Here is a 15,495-nt window from a genome sequence, read left to right on the forward strand (position 1 = left end):
TCCCAGTCGATTCGAACGATGTCCGCAGACGACGGTCGGCGACAGTTCTACGTCGCGCTTCGTTCGTCGCTGTCTATCGCGTCGAGAACTGCGATTCGCGTATGAGGATCGCCCGTCAGTGGCCTGGGCGGGGGTCCTTGTCGCAGAGCCACTTTCACGTCGTTGCGATTGATCGACGCAGGCTTTGTGGCTGAGACGAATCGGAGGAAGAGTTCGACGAACCGGTCGGGCTCGTCGCGGAACGGAAAATGGCCTGACTTCTCGAATATCTCGAGCTGCGAGTCTGGCATCGCACTGTGCAACATATGGGCATGGCTCACCGGGATCACCTGGTCGTCGGACCCCCACACGATCAAAGTCGGGATGGCGGCGCTGAGGTAGCAGCGGTCCAGCATGGTGACCACCTGACCGCGCCAGTCGACAGCCGATCGTAGAGTCCGCGCGAACACCTCGGCCGAACCTTTCTCCGGCATCCGCTCGAGGACACGGACCACCTCGGTGTTGTCGCGGAACATCGCCATGGGCAACAGGTTCTGCATCATCCGGGCTGCCGTCGAGAAGGTCGGGAACACGCCGGGTACAGAGAGCACACCCAAGGCAAGTTCGGAGAGGGGCAGCGACAGCGCTCGGAGAGCTGGGTTGACACCTTTGGTGACTCCACCGGTGCCGATGAGAACCAGGCGTTCCACCATCTCGGGGTATTGATAGGCGAATTGTCCGGCCACGCCCCCGCCCAGCGAGTGTCCGACCACGGTGACGCGTTCGACATCGAGGTACGTGAGCAGATCACGCATCCCGTTCGCGAATGCCGAGACCGAGTAGTCGGCTCGGGGCCGGTCCGATAGTCCATGACCCAGGAGATCGGGAGCTATCACCGTGTACTTCTCGCTCAGCTGCTCGAACACCGGCTCCCAGGCGAGCGAGTTGTCACCGATTCCGTGCAGCAACAAGACGGCCGGACCGCTCCCTGCCATACGAAATGCGCGCTTGTAACCGTGCAGAGTCGCGAACTGCGGGTCGGTATGCGCACTCGGGACCGCACGGAGTCTGCGCGGCTCGCGTCCACGGTTCACAGTGCTGTCCTTCGATCCCATCTGTACATCTTCCGTCGATCCGGCCGTTTTCGCCCGTTCAGCGATCGCTCACCGGGAGGACAGCCCTCTTCGAGGGCCCGTTAGCCTGATGGACATGGCCCACGAGCGATTCTCAGCAGAGGTGTATCGGTCCCGACTTCAACGTGCCCAGCAGTTGACGGCCTCAGCCGGATTGACTTCTCTGTTCATCACGCCCGGACCTGATCTGCGCTACCTGACCGGTTCCCGCGCCAGTACGTTCGAACGTCTCACTGCGCTGGTGATCAGTCCCGATAGGGATCCGCAGGTGGTGGTTCCGAGGCTGGAACTCGCGGCCCTGAGGGAGTCTGCGGTCGGCGAGCTGGGCCTGGTTGTCCACGACTGGGTGGACGGTCAGGACCCGTATGCCATCGCAGTCGAAGCAGCCGGCGTGAGCGCAGGCCGTTACGCCGTCTCTGATGCGGCACCGGCACTTCACACCGTTCCTTTGGCAGCCCGGTTCGGTTCGAGCCCCGAATTGGCCACAGGGGTTCTACGTCAGTTACGGATGATCAAAGACGACGCCGAGATCGACGCCTTGCGCCGAGCGGGTGCGGCGATCGATCGGGTTCATGCTCGCGTCGGCGAATGGCTCTCGGCGGGAAGGACAGAACGCGAGGTCGCCACCGACATCGAGGCCGCGATCGTCGCCGAGGGTCATACCGGCGCCGAGTTCATCATCGTCGGCTCCGGCCCCAACGGCGCCGACCCACACCACGAGGTGTCCGACCGGGTGATCGAAGACGGTGATGTGGTGGTCGTCGATATCGGCGGCCCTGTCGAGCCCGGGTACAACTCGGATTGCACCCGAACCTATTGTGTTGGTGAACCTTCCGGAGAGATAGCCCGTCAGTACCGGATACTGGAAGAAGCCCAGCGTGCAGCGGTGGCGGCAGTACGGCCGGGTGTCAGTGCCCAGCAGATCGATGCAGCGGCCCGCGACGTGCTGGCCCAGGCCGGACTGGCCGACAAGTTCGTCCATCGGACCGGTCACGGAATCGGCCTGTCAGTCCACGAAGAGCCCTACATCGTTGAGGGAAACGATATCGAGCTGCAGGTCGGGATGGCCTTCAGCATCGAACCCGGGATCTACTTCCCCGGTGGATGGGGTGCACGAATCGAAGACATCGTCGTCGTCACGGCCGACGGATGCGAATCACTCAATCAGCAGCCTCACGAGCTGAAGTCGGTCTGACGGCGCGCTTTCGACCCACTGTGTAGCCAAAAGGCTGCAGGAGCGACGACGGCAATCAGCAGGCCGCGGCCGGCGGCAGTAGCGGAGTAGCCGTCCCGAACCGACTCCGGTAACAATCCGGATTGATCGTTCGGCGATGACCCGACCCCGGGAACCTCTGCGGCGAAGCGGGTCTGCATCAGGGCCGCCTACCTCGGGGGTCAGCGGTGTGTGAATCATGTTCTTTCGCCACATGATTCGCGCATCGTTGTTTTCGTGATAGGCCACTGAGGCCTCGTTCGACGATGTTGTCGTATGCCCGTTGACATCGAACACATGTTCGACAATATCGGATTCTGTTGGTAGACTTAATGAAAGGGGTTCGAGGGCTGGGGGGCTTGTCGATGAGTGATTCGGTGACGGTGGATCCACCGCCAATGCCGGTGTTGGTGGGGTTGTATCGCGATCTTGATGTTCTGCTGCAGCGGATTGCTGGTGCGTCAGCAGCGGATGTTGATGATGTGCAGGTGGCTGAGTTAGTGCGGGTGAACGAGAAAGTTGTTCGGGCACTGTCGTTTCAGGGCCTCAAGCGGTTGCAGGAGGTCAATGATCGAGGCTTGTTTCGTAAGGCTGGCCATTCGACGTTGCATCGGTTTGTGATGAGTGAACTGCGAGTCTCTCGCGGTGATGCCTCCTCACGGTTGAAAGCACTTGATGCTGCCGGTGTGTTGTGGTCGATGCAGGGGCAGCCGTTGCCCCCGAAATGCCCGGCCGCCGCGGAAGCGTTGGCCGAGGGTGCGATTGGGTTGGCGCACATGGATGTGATGCTCAAAGTCCGCGACAAGATCCCGCACAAATCAGCACCGGAAGTGTATGACGTGGTTGACGCGTGGCTGACCGACAACGCCCGCACCCTAGGACCTACCGAGCTTGAAGTGTGTGGGCGAGAAGTGTTGGCGCGGGTCGATCCGGACGGGACACTCACTGACGACGCTGACCGCAAACGCAACCGAGGTTTGTCCGACGGTCCCCAAGGGTTGGACATGATGAGCAAGCTCACCGGCAACCTCGACCCGGCAACGTTGGCGCTGTTTCGAACCGTGATGGATGTGTGGGCGGCACCCGGGATGAACAATCCCGATGACCCGAACTCATCGACCGGCGCCGCTGACGACCCGACCATGGATCCAGCGATCATCGAAGCCGCGGCCGGCCGTGACACCCGTTCGCGTGCCCAGCGTCAGCACGACGCATTCAAAGCGATCTTGAAGACCATCCTGGAGTACAAACTGCTCGGTACTTCCCACCGTGGGTTGCCGGTGCAGGTCATCATCACCATGACCAAACAACAGCTTGATGAGGCGGCAGGAATCGCCCACACCGCCTCCGGCGTCGATGTACCCGTGAAGGATGCCTTGGAGTTGGCCGCCCGGGCGGATTGGTCGTTGGCGGTGTTCGCCAACCACTCCGCCGACGTCCTGTATTTCGCGCGGGCCAAACGTACTGCCCAGCAAGGGCAGCGGATGGCGTTGTTCGCCAAAGACCGAGGCTGCACCAGCCCAGGCTGCCGTAACCCCATCTCCTGGACTGAAATCCATCACACCACCGCCTGGGCCGACGGCGGGCACACTGACATCGACGAGCTGGCCCCGGCGTGCATTCCGCATCACGCGATGATCGGACCTGGCGAAGATCAGTGGCAGACGGTGATGGTCACCGACGGCCCCGACGCCGGCCGGGTGGCGTGGATCCCACCGAAATACATCGACCCGGACCAACAACCACGAATAAACCGGGCCCACCACACCGACCACACCATCGAGGCGGCCTGGCAGAAAATCATCGCCGAACGCCAACAGGCACTCGACGAACGCGAACAACGCGTGCAGCTACAGCAACAGAGTACTGACGAGCGGATGGACACCGGTAACGACGATCTTGAGAAATCTGGTTCGCCAGACTGATACGTATTGACAGCCAATGTGTTCCGGCTGTGCGTTACGAACTAGTCAGTGGTTCCAAGGAGCGTTCGGGAGCCGAGTACTCGCTTGACTTCGATCTGAACGACGACGCGTCGCGGGTTGACCTTCGGTTGCTTGTAGCGGTTCGCGTAGCGACGTTCACCTTCGGCGACAGCGTCGGGGTCGCGGTGCACCGATGCCGGGCCCTCGAGGGTCAGCCAGCGCGGTCCATCCACCTGGAAGACCGCCGCGTACCCCGCGCGCTCTACGTTGAGTACCTTCTGGCTTCCTTCGAAGGTGATCACGCGGACGAGCTCGGCTTCTTCGTCGTAGGTGAAGCCGACCGCAACAACGTGGGGCGTCCCGGCCTGCCGCACGGTGGTCAGGCTTCCCAGATGGCGGGCGCTCAGAAACTCGAGCGCTTCAGGGGTGAGGTCGGCTGCTGTTTTGGACATCTACAGAGAATAGTCAACTTGACGTCATCCCTGAGCATGAGCCGCTCAGAGGCCTGACCCACAAGAGCCCGCGTCCGGTTTGGAATACTCGACCGGTGAGCAATCGTCGAGTGGTGGTTCTGTTCGGAGGACGTAGCGAGATCGGTGTCGAGGTCGCTGCCCGTCTCGCCGGGGGAGCGACGGTGATCCTGGCCGCGCGTCGTTCCGATGACTTGGCTGATCAGCGCGAACGGATGCTCGGTGAAAACGCCGCTGAGGTGCACACCATCGAGTTCGACGCGAATGACACGGCGCAGCACGACGAGCTGATCAGGAAAATAGTCGCCGAGTTCGGCAGGATCGACGTGGCGATCATCGCCTTCGGCATCCTCGGCGATCAAGCCCGCGCCGAGGTGGACACCCAGCACGCCCTGCAGATCGCCCACACCGACTACCTGGCGCACATCAGCGTGATGACCCCCTTGGCCGCAGCCATGACGTCCCAGGGAAGCGGCGACCTCATCGTCTTCTCCTCGGTCGCCGGTGTACGGGTCCGTCGCGCGAACTACGTCTACGGATCGACCAAGGCAGGACTGGACGGGTTCGCTTCCGGTCTCTCGGACGCGTTGCACGGCACGGGTGTTCGTCTACTACTGGCACGCCCCGGGTTCGTCATCGGGAACATGACCAAAGAACTGATGGCGTCGGGCGTCAAACCCGCACCGATGTCGAAGACAGCTCCTCAGGTGGCAGACGCAGTGGTCAAAGCTCTGCATGCCGGCAAAACAGAGGTATGGATACCGGCTGCACTGCGCCCCATGTTCTTCATCATGCGCTTGCTGCCTCGGGCCATCTGGCGTCGGATGCCACGATGATCGACCCGCGGTTTGTCGTGGTGGGGATCGGAGCCGATGGTTGGGACGGTCTCACCGTGGCAGCCCAGCGGGAATTGCAGTCCGCCCACGTCATCTACGGATCAGCCCGCCAGATCGACCTTCTCGCACCCGTCCAGGCTGAATTGCGTCCGTGGACCAGCCCCATGTCGAAACATCTTCGCGATGTCCTCGCCGGTGCAGAACCCGAACCGGTCCACATCCTCGCCTCAGGCGACCCGATGTTTCACGGCGTAGGCGCATCCATTGTCAAACAAGTTGGAGCGCAACATGTCCGAATCATCCCGGCGGTGTCGAGCGTCAGTCTCGCCGCCGCAAGACTGGGCTGGGACCTGTCCACGACGTCGATCCGCAGCATCGTCGACCGCCCACTGAACTCGATCCTGTCGGCGGTCACCGACAACGTACGTTTGCTCATCCTCAGTCGCGACGAGACATCGCCGGCTGAAATCGCAGAACTGCTGACCACGCATGGATTCGGGTGGTCGCAGGTCACGGTGCTCGAGCAACTCGGATCAGACCGCGAACGGCATGTCACCGGGATCGCCCGAACGTGGGGAGCGCCGGTTGTCGACCGGCTCAACCTTGTGGCCGTGCACTGTGTGGGACCCGCGGTGAGCAGTCAGGCAGGACTTCCCGACACCGATTTCTCCAACGATGGGCAACTCACCAAACAGGGCGTTCGTGCCCTGACGGTGACCGCGTTGCGCCCGGCGCCGCGCCAGCTGATGTGGGATGTGGGCGCAGGTGCGGGCAGCATTGCCATCGAGTGGTTGCGCACCGATCCCAGTTGCACAGCGATAGCGTTCGAATCCGACCCGGTGCGGCGCGAGCGAATCGCCCGGAACGCGGCAGACATGGGTGTCAGCGGCACTCTCACCGTACTCGGCAGAGCGCCCGACGATTTCGAACACGCGCCCGACCCGGACACGATTTTCATCGGCGGGGGAGTCACGGCGCCAGGGATCATCGATGGCTGCTGGGAAGCCCTTCTCGACGGCGGCCGCATAGTGGCCAACGCCGTGACCATCGAATCAGAGGCAGTGCTCGTGAGATGGCGATCTCTGGTGGGCGGAACGCTACGACGTTTCCACATCGACCATGCCGAACCACTCGGCTCGATGACAACGTGGCGTCCCACTTTGCCTGTGACGCAGTGGATCGCAGACAAACCCAGGAGCGTCGAGTGACCGTCTACTTCATCGGCGCCGGACCAGGAGCCGCCGATCTCATCACCCTGCGTGGTGCGACACTCCTATCGCAATGCGGCACATGCCTTTACGCGGGCTCCCTCGTCCCAGCCGAGATGCTGGAACACTGCCCACCCGACGCCACCCTGATCAACACCGCAAAGATGCCGTTGTCCCAGATCATCGAACACATCGTGTCGGCGGACAGGTCCGGCCACGATGTAGCGCGCTTGCACAGCGGCGACCCCAGCTTGTACTCGGCTGTCGCAGAACAAGTGCGACTCCTCGAGCAACACGGCGTGGCCTACCAGATCGTTCCCGGCGTCCCGGCGTTCTCGGCTGCGGCCGCCGCACTTGGCCAGGAACTGACGGTGCCAGGCGTCGGACAGTCGCTGCTGATCACACGCGTGTCGACACTGTCGACGGACATGCCGAAAGGCGAACAACTCGCGGAACTGGCGCGTACAGGTGTCACGATGGCGCTTCACCTGGCGGCGCATCAAGCCGAACAGATCACGGATGCGCTTGGGCCGCACTACGGGTTCGACTGCCCCGTCGCAGTGGTTGCTTTTGCCACCCGCGACAATCAGCAGATCATCCGATGCGCTCTACGTGAACTTCCTGGTCGCCTCGCACAGGCGGATGTCCGGCGTACCGCAGTGATATTTGTGGGCAAAGTACTTGCTGCTGAACAGTTTCCGGATAGCTACCTGTACTCGTCGGCTCGTATGACCAAGCTCCGTGACGACGACGTGTCGTCGTGAGCGGCCCCGTTCTCATCCTCGGGGGCACCGCGGAAGCACGTGCTCTGGCCGAGATACTCGATCGGGACGGCATCCCGATCATCACCTCGCTGGCAGGCCGCGTCCAGAACCCGGCGCTGCCCAGGGGTGAGGTTCGTATCGGCGGCTTCGGGGGAGTGAACGGGCTCCTGACCTGGCTGCGCGAGCAACAGTGCATAGGTGTGGTCGACGCCACGCATCCCTTTGCCCGAAAGATCTCCGCCAACGCGGCGGCAGCGACGATGTCGGCGAGACTGCCGTTGCTGTCGCTTCGTCGGCCCCCGTGGCAATCGCAGGCCGGGGACCATTGGCTGGACGTTCCGGATATCGCCGGCGCGGCCGCGAAAGTCGCCGAGCACGCCGACCGACAGCCCGGTCTCCGGGTCTTCCTCACCACAGGTCGGCAAGATGTTGACGTTTTCGCTCACGTCGAGAACGCCTGGTTCTTGATCCGTCTTGTCGACCCACCCGAGCGCGAGACTCCGCCGCAGCACTTGATCCTGCGCAACCGCGGGCCGTACACCCTCGAAGGTGAGCGCACGCTTCTGCGCGAGCACCGAATCGATGTGGTCGTCACCAAGAACAGCGGCGGAGATCTGGTTCGAGCGAAACTGGATGCAGCTCGTGAGCTCGAACTGCCGGTCATCATGGTGCAGCGACCGGTCACCCTGACCGGTACGGCTGTGGAAAGGCCTGAGGACGCGGCCCGCTGGGTCCGTCAGCGGGTGCTGTCGTAACGGCGGTTGGTGAACACCGCCGGACCACCGGCCCGCTCGATCACCGTGGTGGTGGACGACCCCACGATGAGCAGCGTCCGCATGTCGACAGCTGCCGGATCGAAATCGGCGACCGTGCTGATGACAACAGATTGCTCGGGTCCGCCCACGTCTCGCCCCAGAATGACGGGCGTCGAGGGCGCTTTGTGTTCCAGCAGAATGCCTTTGAGCTCGGCTACTTGCCAGTTCCGGCTGGCCGAACCGGGGTTGTAGATGGCGATCACCAGATCAGCACGTAGCGCTGCCCGCACTCGCTCGACGATGACGTCCCACCCTTTGAGCCTGTCCGACAGTGAGATCACCGCGTAGTCATGGCCCAGGGGTGCGCCGGCGAGACTTGCCACGGCATTGGCTGCGGTGACCCCTGGAACAACTCGGACCGGCACATCGCGCCACTGGTCGTCGGCGGACTCCTCGACAACCGCGGCTGCCATGGCGAACACACCGGGATCGCCCGACGAGACCACGACAACGCGCGCGCCGTTCTTGGCCAGATCCAGTGCCAGGCAGGCCCGCTCGGATTCGACACGGTTGTCACTGGCATGCATTCGCTGGCCAGGTCGCGGGTTGATGCGGTTCAGGTACGTCTTGTAACCCACCAGATCGGTGGCCTTTGCGAGCTCCGCCCGAACCTCTGGCGTGGTCCAGCGCGCCGCCCCGGGCCCCAGGCCGACAACCACCACCTCGCCCTGGACAGCCGGTTCCGATAGAGGTGGGCTGTTGAGCCGGCCCGGTATCACCACCATGGAGAAGTAGGGGACCGAGGTGATGTCCACATCAGATATGGGCAGGACCTTCTGTGCGCCCGTCGAAGCACGTTCCACGTACCAGGCGTGATCGATACGTCCGGACTCTTCAAGGGCCGTAACGACATCTGGGAAGGTACGCCCGAGTTTCATGATCGCGACGGCGTCGCTGTCCTCGAGGCGGCGCACCAATTCGTCCTTCGGCAGCGTCCCGGGCAACACCGTCAACGTCTCGTCGGCCTCCACAAGCGGCAATCCGGTGGCCGCCGCCGATGCGCTGACCGACGTCACACCGGGGATGATCTCGGTTTCGAACCGGCTCGCCAACCGTTTGTGCATGTGCATGTACGAGCTGTAGAAGAGCGGGTCTCCTTCGGCCAGCAGTGCAACCGAGCGGCCGGCCGAAAGATGCTGCGCAAGAACGTCAGCCGCTTCGGTGTAGAAGTCGTCGAGCGCCCCTCGGTACCCACCGGGATGATCGGTTGTCTCCGTGGTCACCGGATACATCAGCTTTTCTTCGAGCTGGGCCGAGCGCAGATACGGTTCGGCCACCGATCGCGCGATCGACCTGCCGTGCCGAGCGCAGTGGTAGGCGACAACGTCTGCCTCACCGATGATGCGGGCTGCTTTCACCGTGACGAGTTCGCTGTCACCCGGGCCGATTCCGACGCCCCAGAGTTTTCCCTGTACTGCCATGTCACTCCACCGTCGATGCCAACGCGTTGATGGCCGCAGCGGTGATGGCGGAGCCGCCGCGGCGGCCGAGCACGGTCAAGAATTCGATGTCGTCGCGCTCGGCCAGCGCTGCACAGGACTCGGCGGCGCCGATGAAACCCACCGGGGCCCCGATCACGGCGGCAGGTCGAGGCCCGCCGGCATCGATCAGTTCGAGCAGGGCGAACAAGGCCGTCGGCGCGTTCCCGATGGCCACGACCGCCCCTTCCAGTCGAGGCCGCCACAATTCCACCGCCGCAGCGGTTCTGGTGGTCTGCAGGTCGGCCGCCAGCTGCGGGGTGGCCGGATCGGTCAGCAGGCAAAGCACATCGTTGTCTGCAGGCAGACGTTTGCGGGTGACCCCGGACGCAACCATGTTCGCGTCGCACAGCACGGGAGCGCCGCGGTTCAGTGCGTCGCGCGCCGCCGCGACGAGCCCCGGGGATGCGCGCACATCGTCGGTGAGGTCCACCTGACCGCAGGCGTGAATCATCCGCACGACGACCTGAGACAAATCGTCGTCGAACTCGGCCAGATCGGCCTCGGCGCGGATGGTCGCAAACGACTGACGGTAAATCTCCGCGCCGTCACGGATGTAGGTGTACATGGTGAAAGCCACCATAGTTGGTCGATCAGAACGCTCGGCGCTCGTACCCCACCGGGGTCGCCTGCACCCGGATGTGAGCAGCGTGCGGCGATCCACAGCCGCGTTCGCAGCCCACCCAGTGCTCGCGGCTGTCAACGGACTGGTCGCCGACCGCCAGATATTGCTCGAGATCCCTACGCACATCGGCATGCGATTTGTCGCATCCCGGCAATCCAGAGCAGGCGCTCACCCGCGTCCACGGCGACGTTGCATCGAAGATCAGACCCATGGGGGCCAGCACCCGCACCACCGTGTCCGCCATTCCGTCGGTCAGATCACAGATGAGGATTTCCTTGCGCGGCGTGAGGTAGATGTCGCGCTCGATGGCGGCAAGGAACTCGGCGATACGCGCAGACAATCGACCGTGAGGCACCACCGAACCCAACGAGATGAGGTCGTCGTCCTGCGCGAGCCACCCCACCAGCGGCTCCGACGGTGGGGCAGGCGGTGTGTGGGGTCGAGTTCGGGGAAGACCTTCAAGCAATCCTGTGATCGTCGGCGAAGCATCAAGGTCCTGTACTCGCCACTCGTCCGCACGGTCGGTGAGGAACGCGCGAGCCACATCGAGCATGGTCACGGCCGCGCGATCTGCTGTGACCTGCCGGCCGGTGGGGCTTCCGGCGACCACGAGGTCGAAATGCTCGCTGTCGACCGCGACGACACCGGCGTCGGGTCCCTCGGCCAGCACGTCGCCGCGCCCGTCGTCGACGCCGAAGAGGAAACGAGCCGGCAGGGCAGCCAGCACGTCGTCCCCGCGAAGGGCGACGTCGAGTCGGTCGAGAACCGGTCGGCCGTCGAGCAGCCCGCCGCGGCGACCACTCAACGCCGACAGTTGCAGGTTGCGCACCCGTTCGTGACTCGGCGTCGGGATGAGATCAGCGTCGACGATCATGTCGCCCGCGCCTGCCACGTCCGCTATTCCCCGTAGCTGCAGGTTCCCGCGCGAAGTGAGTTCCATGTGCCCGTCCCCGAACTCGTCCGCCACCACGACCAGAGCTTGCAACTGGGCGGGAGTTATGCGGCCGCCGGGGAGACGGATACGCGCCAGATGGCCGTCGGCCGCGGGATGCGCCGAGAACACGCCCGGACAACGATCGGCGGGACGGGACATGGGGTCCACGGTACTGGCCGTGCGTGGGGTGATGCCGGATCGGCAGGTCACCGGCAGCCGAGCCATCGACGACCAGACGTGGTCACTTGACTGCGGGCTTCTATAGGCTGAGCCCGACCCGCAACGGGGAAGCCGGTGGAAATCCGGCGCGGTCGCGCCACTGTGTCGGGGAGACCCGGAGTCAGACCCTCGTTGCCGTACCGCCACACCAACCCGCTGGGCGCGAGATCCCGGCAAGGAGGAACCCCGTGATCCTGCTGCTGTCCACCTCGGACACCGATCTGCTGACGGCCAAGGCCAGCGGCGCGGACTTCCGATTGGCCAACCCATCGCGGCTACTGGTCAGCGAGGATCTGCCGGTCCTGCTCGACGGCGCCGATCTCGTCGTGGTCCGGATCCTCGGTGGCCGACGGATGTGGGAAGAAGGCCTTGACGCCGTTCTGGCCGCGGGGCTGCCCACCGTGGTGCTCTCGGGCGAGCAGCTACCTGATCCTGATCTGATGTCGTTGTCCACGGTGGCACCCGGTGTTGCCGCCGACGCACACAACTACCTCGCCCAAGGCGGGCCGGACAACCTCGCCAACCTCCACGCGTTCCTGTCCGACACCGTCCTGTTGACCGGCCACGGCTTCCAGGGTCCCGTCGCGACCGCGCAATGGGGACTGCTCGAGCGTTCGGCGCCATCCGACACCGACGGTCGGCCGACCATCGCGGTGCTCTACTACCGGGCTCAGCACCTGGCGGGGAACACGGCTTATATCCATGCACTGTGTGATGCCATCGAGGACAAAGGTGGCCGGGCACTGCCCATCTTCTGCGCGTCGCTACGCACTGCCCCCGACGATCTGCTGGCACAACTCGCGGTCGCCGACGCGCTGGTGGTCACCGTCCTCGCGGCCGGCGGCGCCACACCCGCGACGGCGTCCGCCGGTGGCGACGACGACAACTGGAACATCGAGCAACTCGCGCGTCTCGACGTGCCGATCCTGCAGGGCCTGTGCCTGACCTCGTCCCGTGAGAGCTGGGCCGCCAACGACGACGGGATGTCACCCCTCGACGTGGCGACGCAGGTGGCGGTCCCGGAATTCGATGGTCGGATCATCACGGTCCCGTTCTCCTTCAAGGAGATCGGCGACGACGGACTGCCCTGGTACCGACCCGACGCCGAGCGTTGTGCGCGAGTGGCAGGAATCGCGGTGCGGCACGGACGCTTACGGCATATTCCTACACCGCAACGACGTATCGCAGTGATGCTCTCGGCCTATCCCACCAAGCATGCCCGTATCGGCAATGCCGTCGGCCTGGACACGCCCCAGAGTCTGCTTCGGCTCCTCGAGGCCATGCGTACCGCCGGGTATGACATCGGTCCGGAAGTCGGCGACAGCGCCGTACCCGGTTTGGCAGAGAACGATTCGGACAAGCTGATCCACACGCTGATCGCGGCGGGGGGACAAGATCCCGATTGGCTCACCGAGGAAGCATTGGCGGCCAATCCGATTCGTCTGTCGGCAAGGGACTATCGCGATTGGTTCGCGACGTTGCCCGCCGACCTGCAAGAGTCGATGATCGAACACTGGGGGCCTGCGCCCGGCGAGTTGTTCGTCGACCGGTCGGCCAACCCCGAAGGCGATATCGTCATTGCGGCAATGCAATTCGGCAACATCGTCCTGATGGTCCAGCCGCCACGCGGCTTCGGCGAGAACCCCGTTGCCATCTACCACGACCCTGACCTGCCACCGAGCCACCACTACCTGGCCTGCTATCGGTGGGTTGCCGCGGAGAACGGGTTCGGCGCCGACGCAGTGGTGCACGTCGGCAAACACGGCAACCTCGAGTGGCTGCCCGGCAAGACGCTCGGGATGTCGGCGTCATGCGGAACCGACGCGGCACTGGGCGACCTCCCGATGATCTACCCGTTCCTCGTGAACGACCCCGGCGAGGGCACCCAGGCCAAGCGTCGTGCCCATGCGACGCTGGTCGACCACCTGATCCCGCCGATGGCGCGAGCCGAAAGCTACGGAGACATCGCACGTCTGGAGCAGTTGCTGGACGAGCACGCCAACATCTCCGCGCTCGACCCGGGCAAGTTGCCTGCGATTCGACAGCAGATCTGGACGCTGCTGCAGGCGGCGAAGATGGATCACGACCTGGGGCTGTCCGAACGACCTGAGGAAGACGTCTTCGACGACATGCTGCTGCATGTCGACGGCTGGTTGTGCGAGATCAAGGACGTACAGATCCGCGACGGGCTCCACATTCTCGGCCAGCCGCCGGCCGATGACGTCGAAGTCGATCTGGTGCTGGCAATGTTGCGCGCACGTCAGCTCTGGGGCGGAAAACAGAGCCTGCCCGGGCTGCGGGAGGCACTCGGTCTTGTCGAGGACGGCACCGCAGGCCGCGGCGCCACCGACGACATCGAAGCCCAGGCACGCGAACTCGTGGCTGCATGCGCGAAGAGCAACTGGGACATGACAACCGTCGCGGAGGTGGCCGCCGGGCACTCCAGCGAGGTGGCTCAGATCCTCGAGTTCGCCGGAACGGAGATCGTTCCACGGCTGCGGCAGACCGACCAGGAGATACCGCGGATACTGCATGCTCTCGACGGCGGTTTCATCCCCGCCGGTCCCAGTGGATCGCCGCTGCGCGGCTTGATCAATGTGCTTCCCACCGGCCGCAACTTCTATTCCGTCGACCCCAAGGCGGTCCCGTCCAAGCTCGCGTGGGAGACGGGCCGCGCCATGGCCGATTCGCTGCTCGAGCGCTACCTGAAAGACCATGGCGAGTACCCGAAGTCGGTCGGATTGTCGGTGTGGGGGACCAGCGCCATGCGCACATCGGGCGACGACATCGCCGAGGTTCTCGCGCTCCTCGGAGTGATGCCGATCTGGGACGAGGCCTCGAGACGGGTCACCTCCCTCGATCTGATCGAGCCCGCCGAACTCGGCCGACCGCGAATCGACGTCACCGTGCGCATCTCCGGATTCTTCCGCGACGCCTTTCCCCATGTGGTGACCATCCTCGACGACGCGGTCCGAATGGTGGCCGCTCTTGATGAACCCGATGATGTGAACTTCGTTGCCGCACACGCCCGGGCCGACATCGCAGAGCACGGTGACATCGACCGGGCGACCACCCGGATCTTCGGCTCCAAGCCCGGTACCTATGGCGCGGGATTGCTGCAGTTGATCGATTCCAAGGATTGGCGCACCGACCAGGACCTGGCGCAGGTGTACACAGCGTGGGGAGGCTACGCGTACGGGCGTGGCCGTGACGGTGTCGCCGCCGTCGAGGACATGCGGTCGGCGTATCGGCGAATAGCGGTGGCCGCCAAGAACACCGACACCCGCGAGCACGACATCGCCGATTCGGACGACTACTTCCAGTATCACGGCGGCATGGTCGCAACCGTTCGCGCTCTGACCGGTCGGGATCCGGAGGCGTACATCGGGGACAGCACCACGCCCGACAATGTGCGCACACGCACTCTGTCCGAGGAGACGACACGAGTGTTTCGTGCGAGAGTCGTCAACCCACGGTGGATCGGTGCGATGCAGCGGCACGGGTACAAGGGCGCCTTCGAGATGGCCGCCACCGTGGACTATCTCTTCGGTTACGACGCGACCACCAACGTGATGGCCGACTGGATGTACGAGCAGCTCACGGAGTCCTATGTCCTCGACGAGGCCAACAAGGACTTCATGACCAAGTCGAACCCGTGGGCGCTGCACGGCATCGCCGAGCGACTGCTCGAGGCGGCCCAACGTCAGATGTGGTCTGCGCCGCCGCCGGAGATGCTCGACGAGCTGCGCCGCGTGTACCTGGAAACCGAGGGTGACATCGAGGGCGCCTGAGCTCATCGGCTTCGATTTGCGCTGGTGAACACCGTTGAGATCGTCGATCCCACGGGTCGGGAGAAAATCGGGCATGTCGTTCGTTGTCCCGGTGTACGCACATGC

12 protein-coding genes and 1 riboswitch are annotated in these 15,495 nt (G+C 64.1%); of the genes, 7 read left to right on the forward strand and 5 right to left on the reverse strand.

Annotated features, from left to right (window positions below):
* Positions 1-47: 47 nt before the first annotated feature.
* Positions 48-1,094, reverse strand: coding sequence for an alpha/beta fold hydrolase (locus KXR83_RS10920; protein ID WP_437424841.1), 1,047 nt, complete (start codon positions 1,092-1,094; stop codon positions 48-50).
* 94 nt (positions 1,095-1,188) lie between these two features.
* Between KXR83_RS10920 and KXR83_RS10925 the strand changes: the two genes are divergently transcribed.
* On the forward strand, positions 1,189-2,307 hold the full coding sequence (locus tag KXR83_RS10925) for a M24 family metallopeptidase (RefSeq protein WP_437424842.1): 1,119 nt from the start codon (positions 1,189-1,191) through the stop codon (positions 2,305-2,307).
* Between the two features lie 416 nt (positions 2,308-2,723).
* On the forward strand, positions 2,724-4,250 hold the full coding sequence (locus tag KXR83_RS10930) for a DUF222 domain-containing protein (protein WP_437424954.1): 1,527 nt from the start codon (positions 2,724-2,726) through the stop codon (positions 4,248-4,250).
* A gap of 41 nt (positions 4,251-4,291) precedes the next feature.
* On the opposite strand, the gene KXR83_RS10935 is transcribed toward KXR83_RS10930, so the two are convergent.
* Entirely contained in the window at positions 4,292-4,702 is a 411-nt protein-coding gene (locus KXR83_RS10935; RefSeq protein ID WP_437424843.1) for a PPOX class F420-dependent oxidoreductase, read from the reverse strand.
* 95 nt (positions 4,703-4,797) lie between these two features.
* On the opposite strand from KXR83_RS10935, the gene KXR83_RS10940 reads away from it, so the two are divergent.
* The 4 genes from KXR83_RS10940 to KXR83_RS10955 are packed head-to-tail and all read left to right on the forward strand — an operon-like array spanning position 4,798 to position 8,283.
* Positions 4,798-5,556 (forward strand): SDR family NAD(P)-dependent oxidoreductase, encoded by a 759-nt coding sequence (locus tag KXR83_RS10940; RefSeq protein WP_437424844.1) that lies wholly within the window; start codon positions 4,798-4,800, stop codon positions 5,554-5,556.
* Positions 5,553-6,764, forward strand: a complete 1,212-nt coding sequence (gene cbiE / locus KXR83_RS10945) for a precorrin-6y C5,15-methyltransferase (decarboxylating) subunit CbiE (RefSeq protein WP_437424845.1) — start codon at positions 5,553-5,555, stop codon at positions 6,762-6,764. Before KXR83_RS10940 ends, cbiE begins: the two co-directional genes overlap by 4 nt.
* The gene (gene cobM, locus KXR83_RS10950) at positions 6,761-7,528 is read left to right on the forward strand and encodes a precorrin-4 C(11)-methyltransferase (RefSeq protein ID WP_437424846.1); all 768 of its coding nucleotides are present in this window, start codon (positions 6,761-6,763) and stop codon (positions 7,526-7,528) included. The genes cbiE and cobM overlap by 4 nt, the downstream gene beginning before the upstream one ends.
* Entirely contained in the window at positions 7,525-8,283 is a 759-nt protein-coding gene (locus KXR83_RS10955) for a cobalt-precorrin-6A reductase (RefSeq protein WP_437424847.1), read from the forward strand. The genes cobM and KXR83_RS10955 overlap by 4 nt, the downstream gene beginning before the upstream one ends.
* Here the strand turns inward: KXR83_RS10955 and KXR83_RS10960 are convergent.
* Genes KXR83_RS10960 through cobG form a run of 3 tightly spaced genes read right to left on the reverse strand, consistent with a single transcriptional unit; the run spans position 8,265 to position 11,539 of the window.
* Entirely contained in the window at positions 8,265-9,764 is a 1,500-nt protein-coding gene (locus KXR83_RS10960; RefSeq protein WP_437424848.1) for a precorrin-2 C(20)-methyltransferase, read from the reverse strand. The genes KXR83_RS10955 and KXR83_RS10960 overlap by 19 nt on opposite strands.
* Before the next feature lies 1 nt (position 9,765).
* A complete protein-coding gene (locus KXR83_RS10965; protein ID WP_437424955.1) occupies positions 9,766-10,389 on the reverse strand; it encodes a precorrin-8X methylmutase in 624 nt (207 codons plus the stop codon).
* 25 nt (positions 10,390-10,414) lie between these two features.
* Complete coding sequence (gene cobG, locus KXR83_RS10970) at positions 10,415-11,539, reverse strand: precorrin-3B synthase (protein ID WP_437424849.1); 1,125 nt, start codon at positions 11,537-11,539, stop codon at positions 10,415-10,417.
* 73 nt (positions 11,540-11,612) lie between these two features.
* A riboswitch (cobalamin riboswitch) is annotated at positions 11,613-11,736 on the forward strand.
* A gap of 51 nt (positions 11,737-11,787) precedes the next feature.
* Between cobG and cobN the strand changes: the two genes are divergently transcribed.
* The gene (gene cobN, locus KXR83_RS10975; RefSeq protein ID WP_437424850.1) at positions 11,788-15,390 is read left to right on the forward strand and encodes a cobaltochelatase subunit CobN; all 3,603 of its coding nucleotides are present in this window, start codon (positions 11,788-11,790) and stop codon (positions 15,388-15,390) included.
* Positions 15,391-15,495 lie beyond the last annotated feature (105 nt).

The sequence above is a fragment of the Williamsia muralis genome, assembly GCF_051487485.1.
In the GTDB taxonomy this organism is placed as follows: Bacteria; Actinomycetota; Actinomycetes; order Mycobacteriales; family Mycobacteriaceae; genus Williamsia; species Williamsia muralis_B.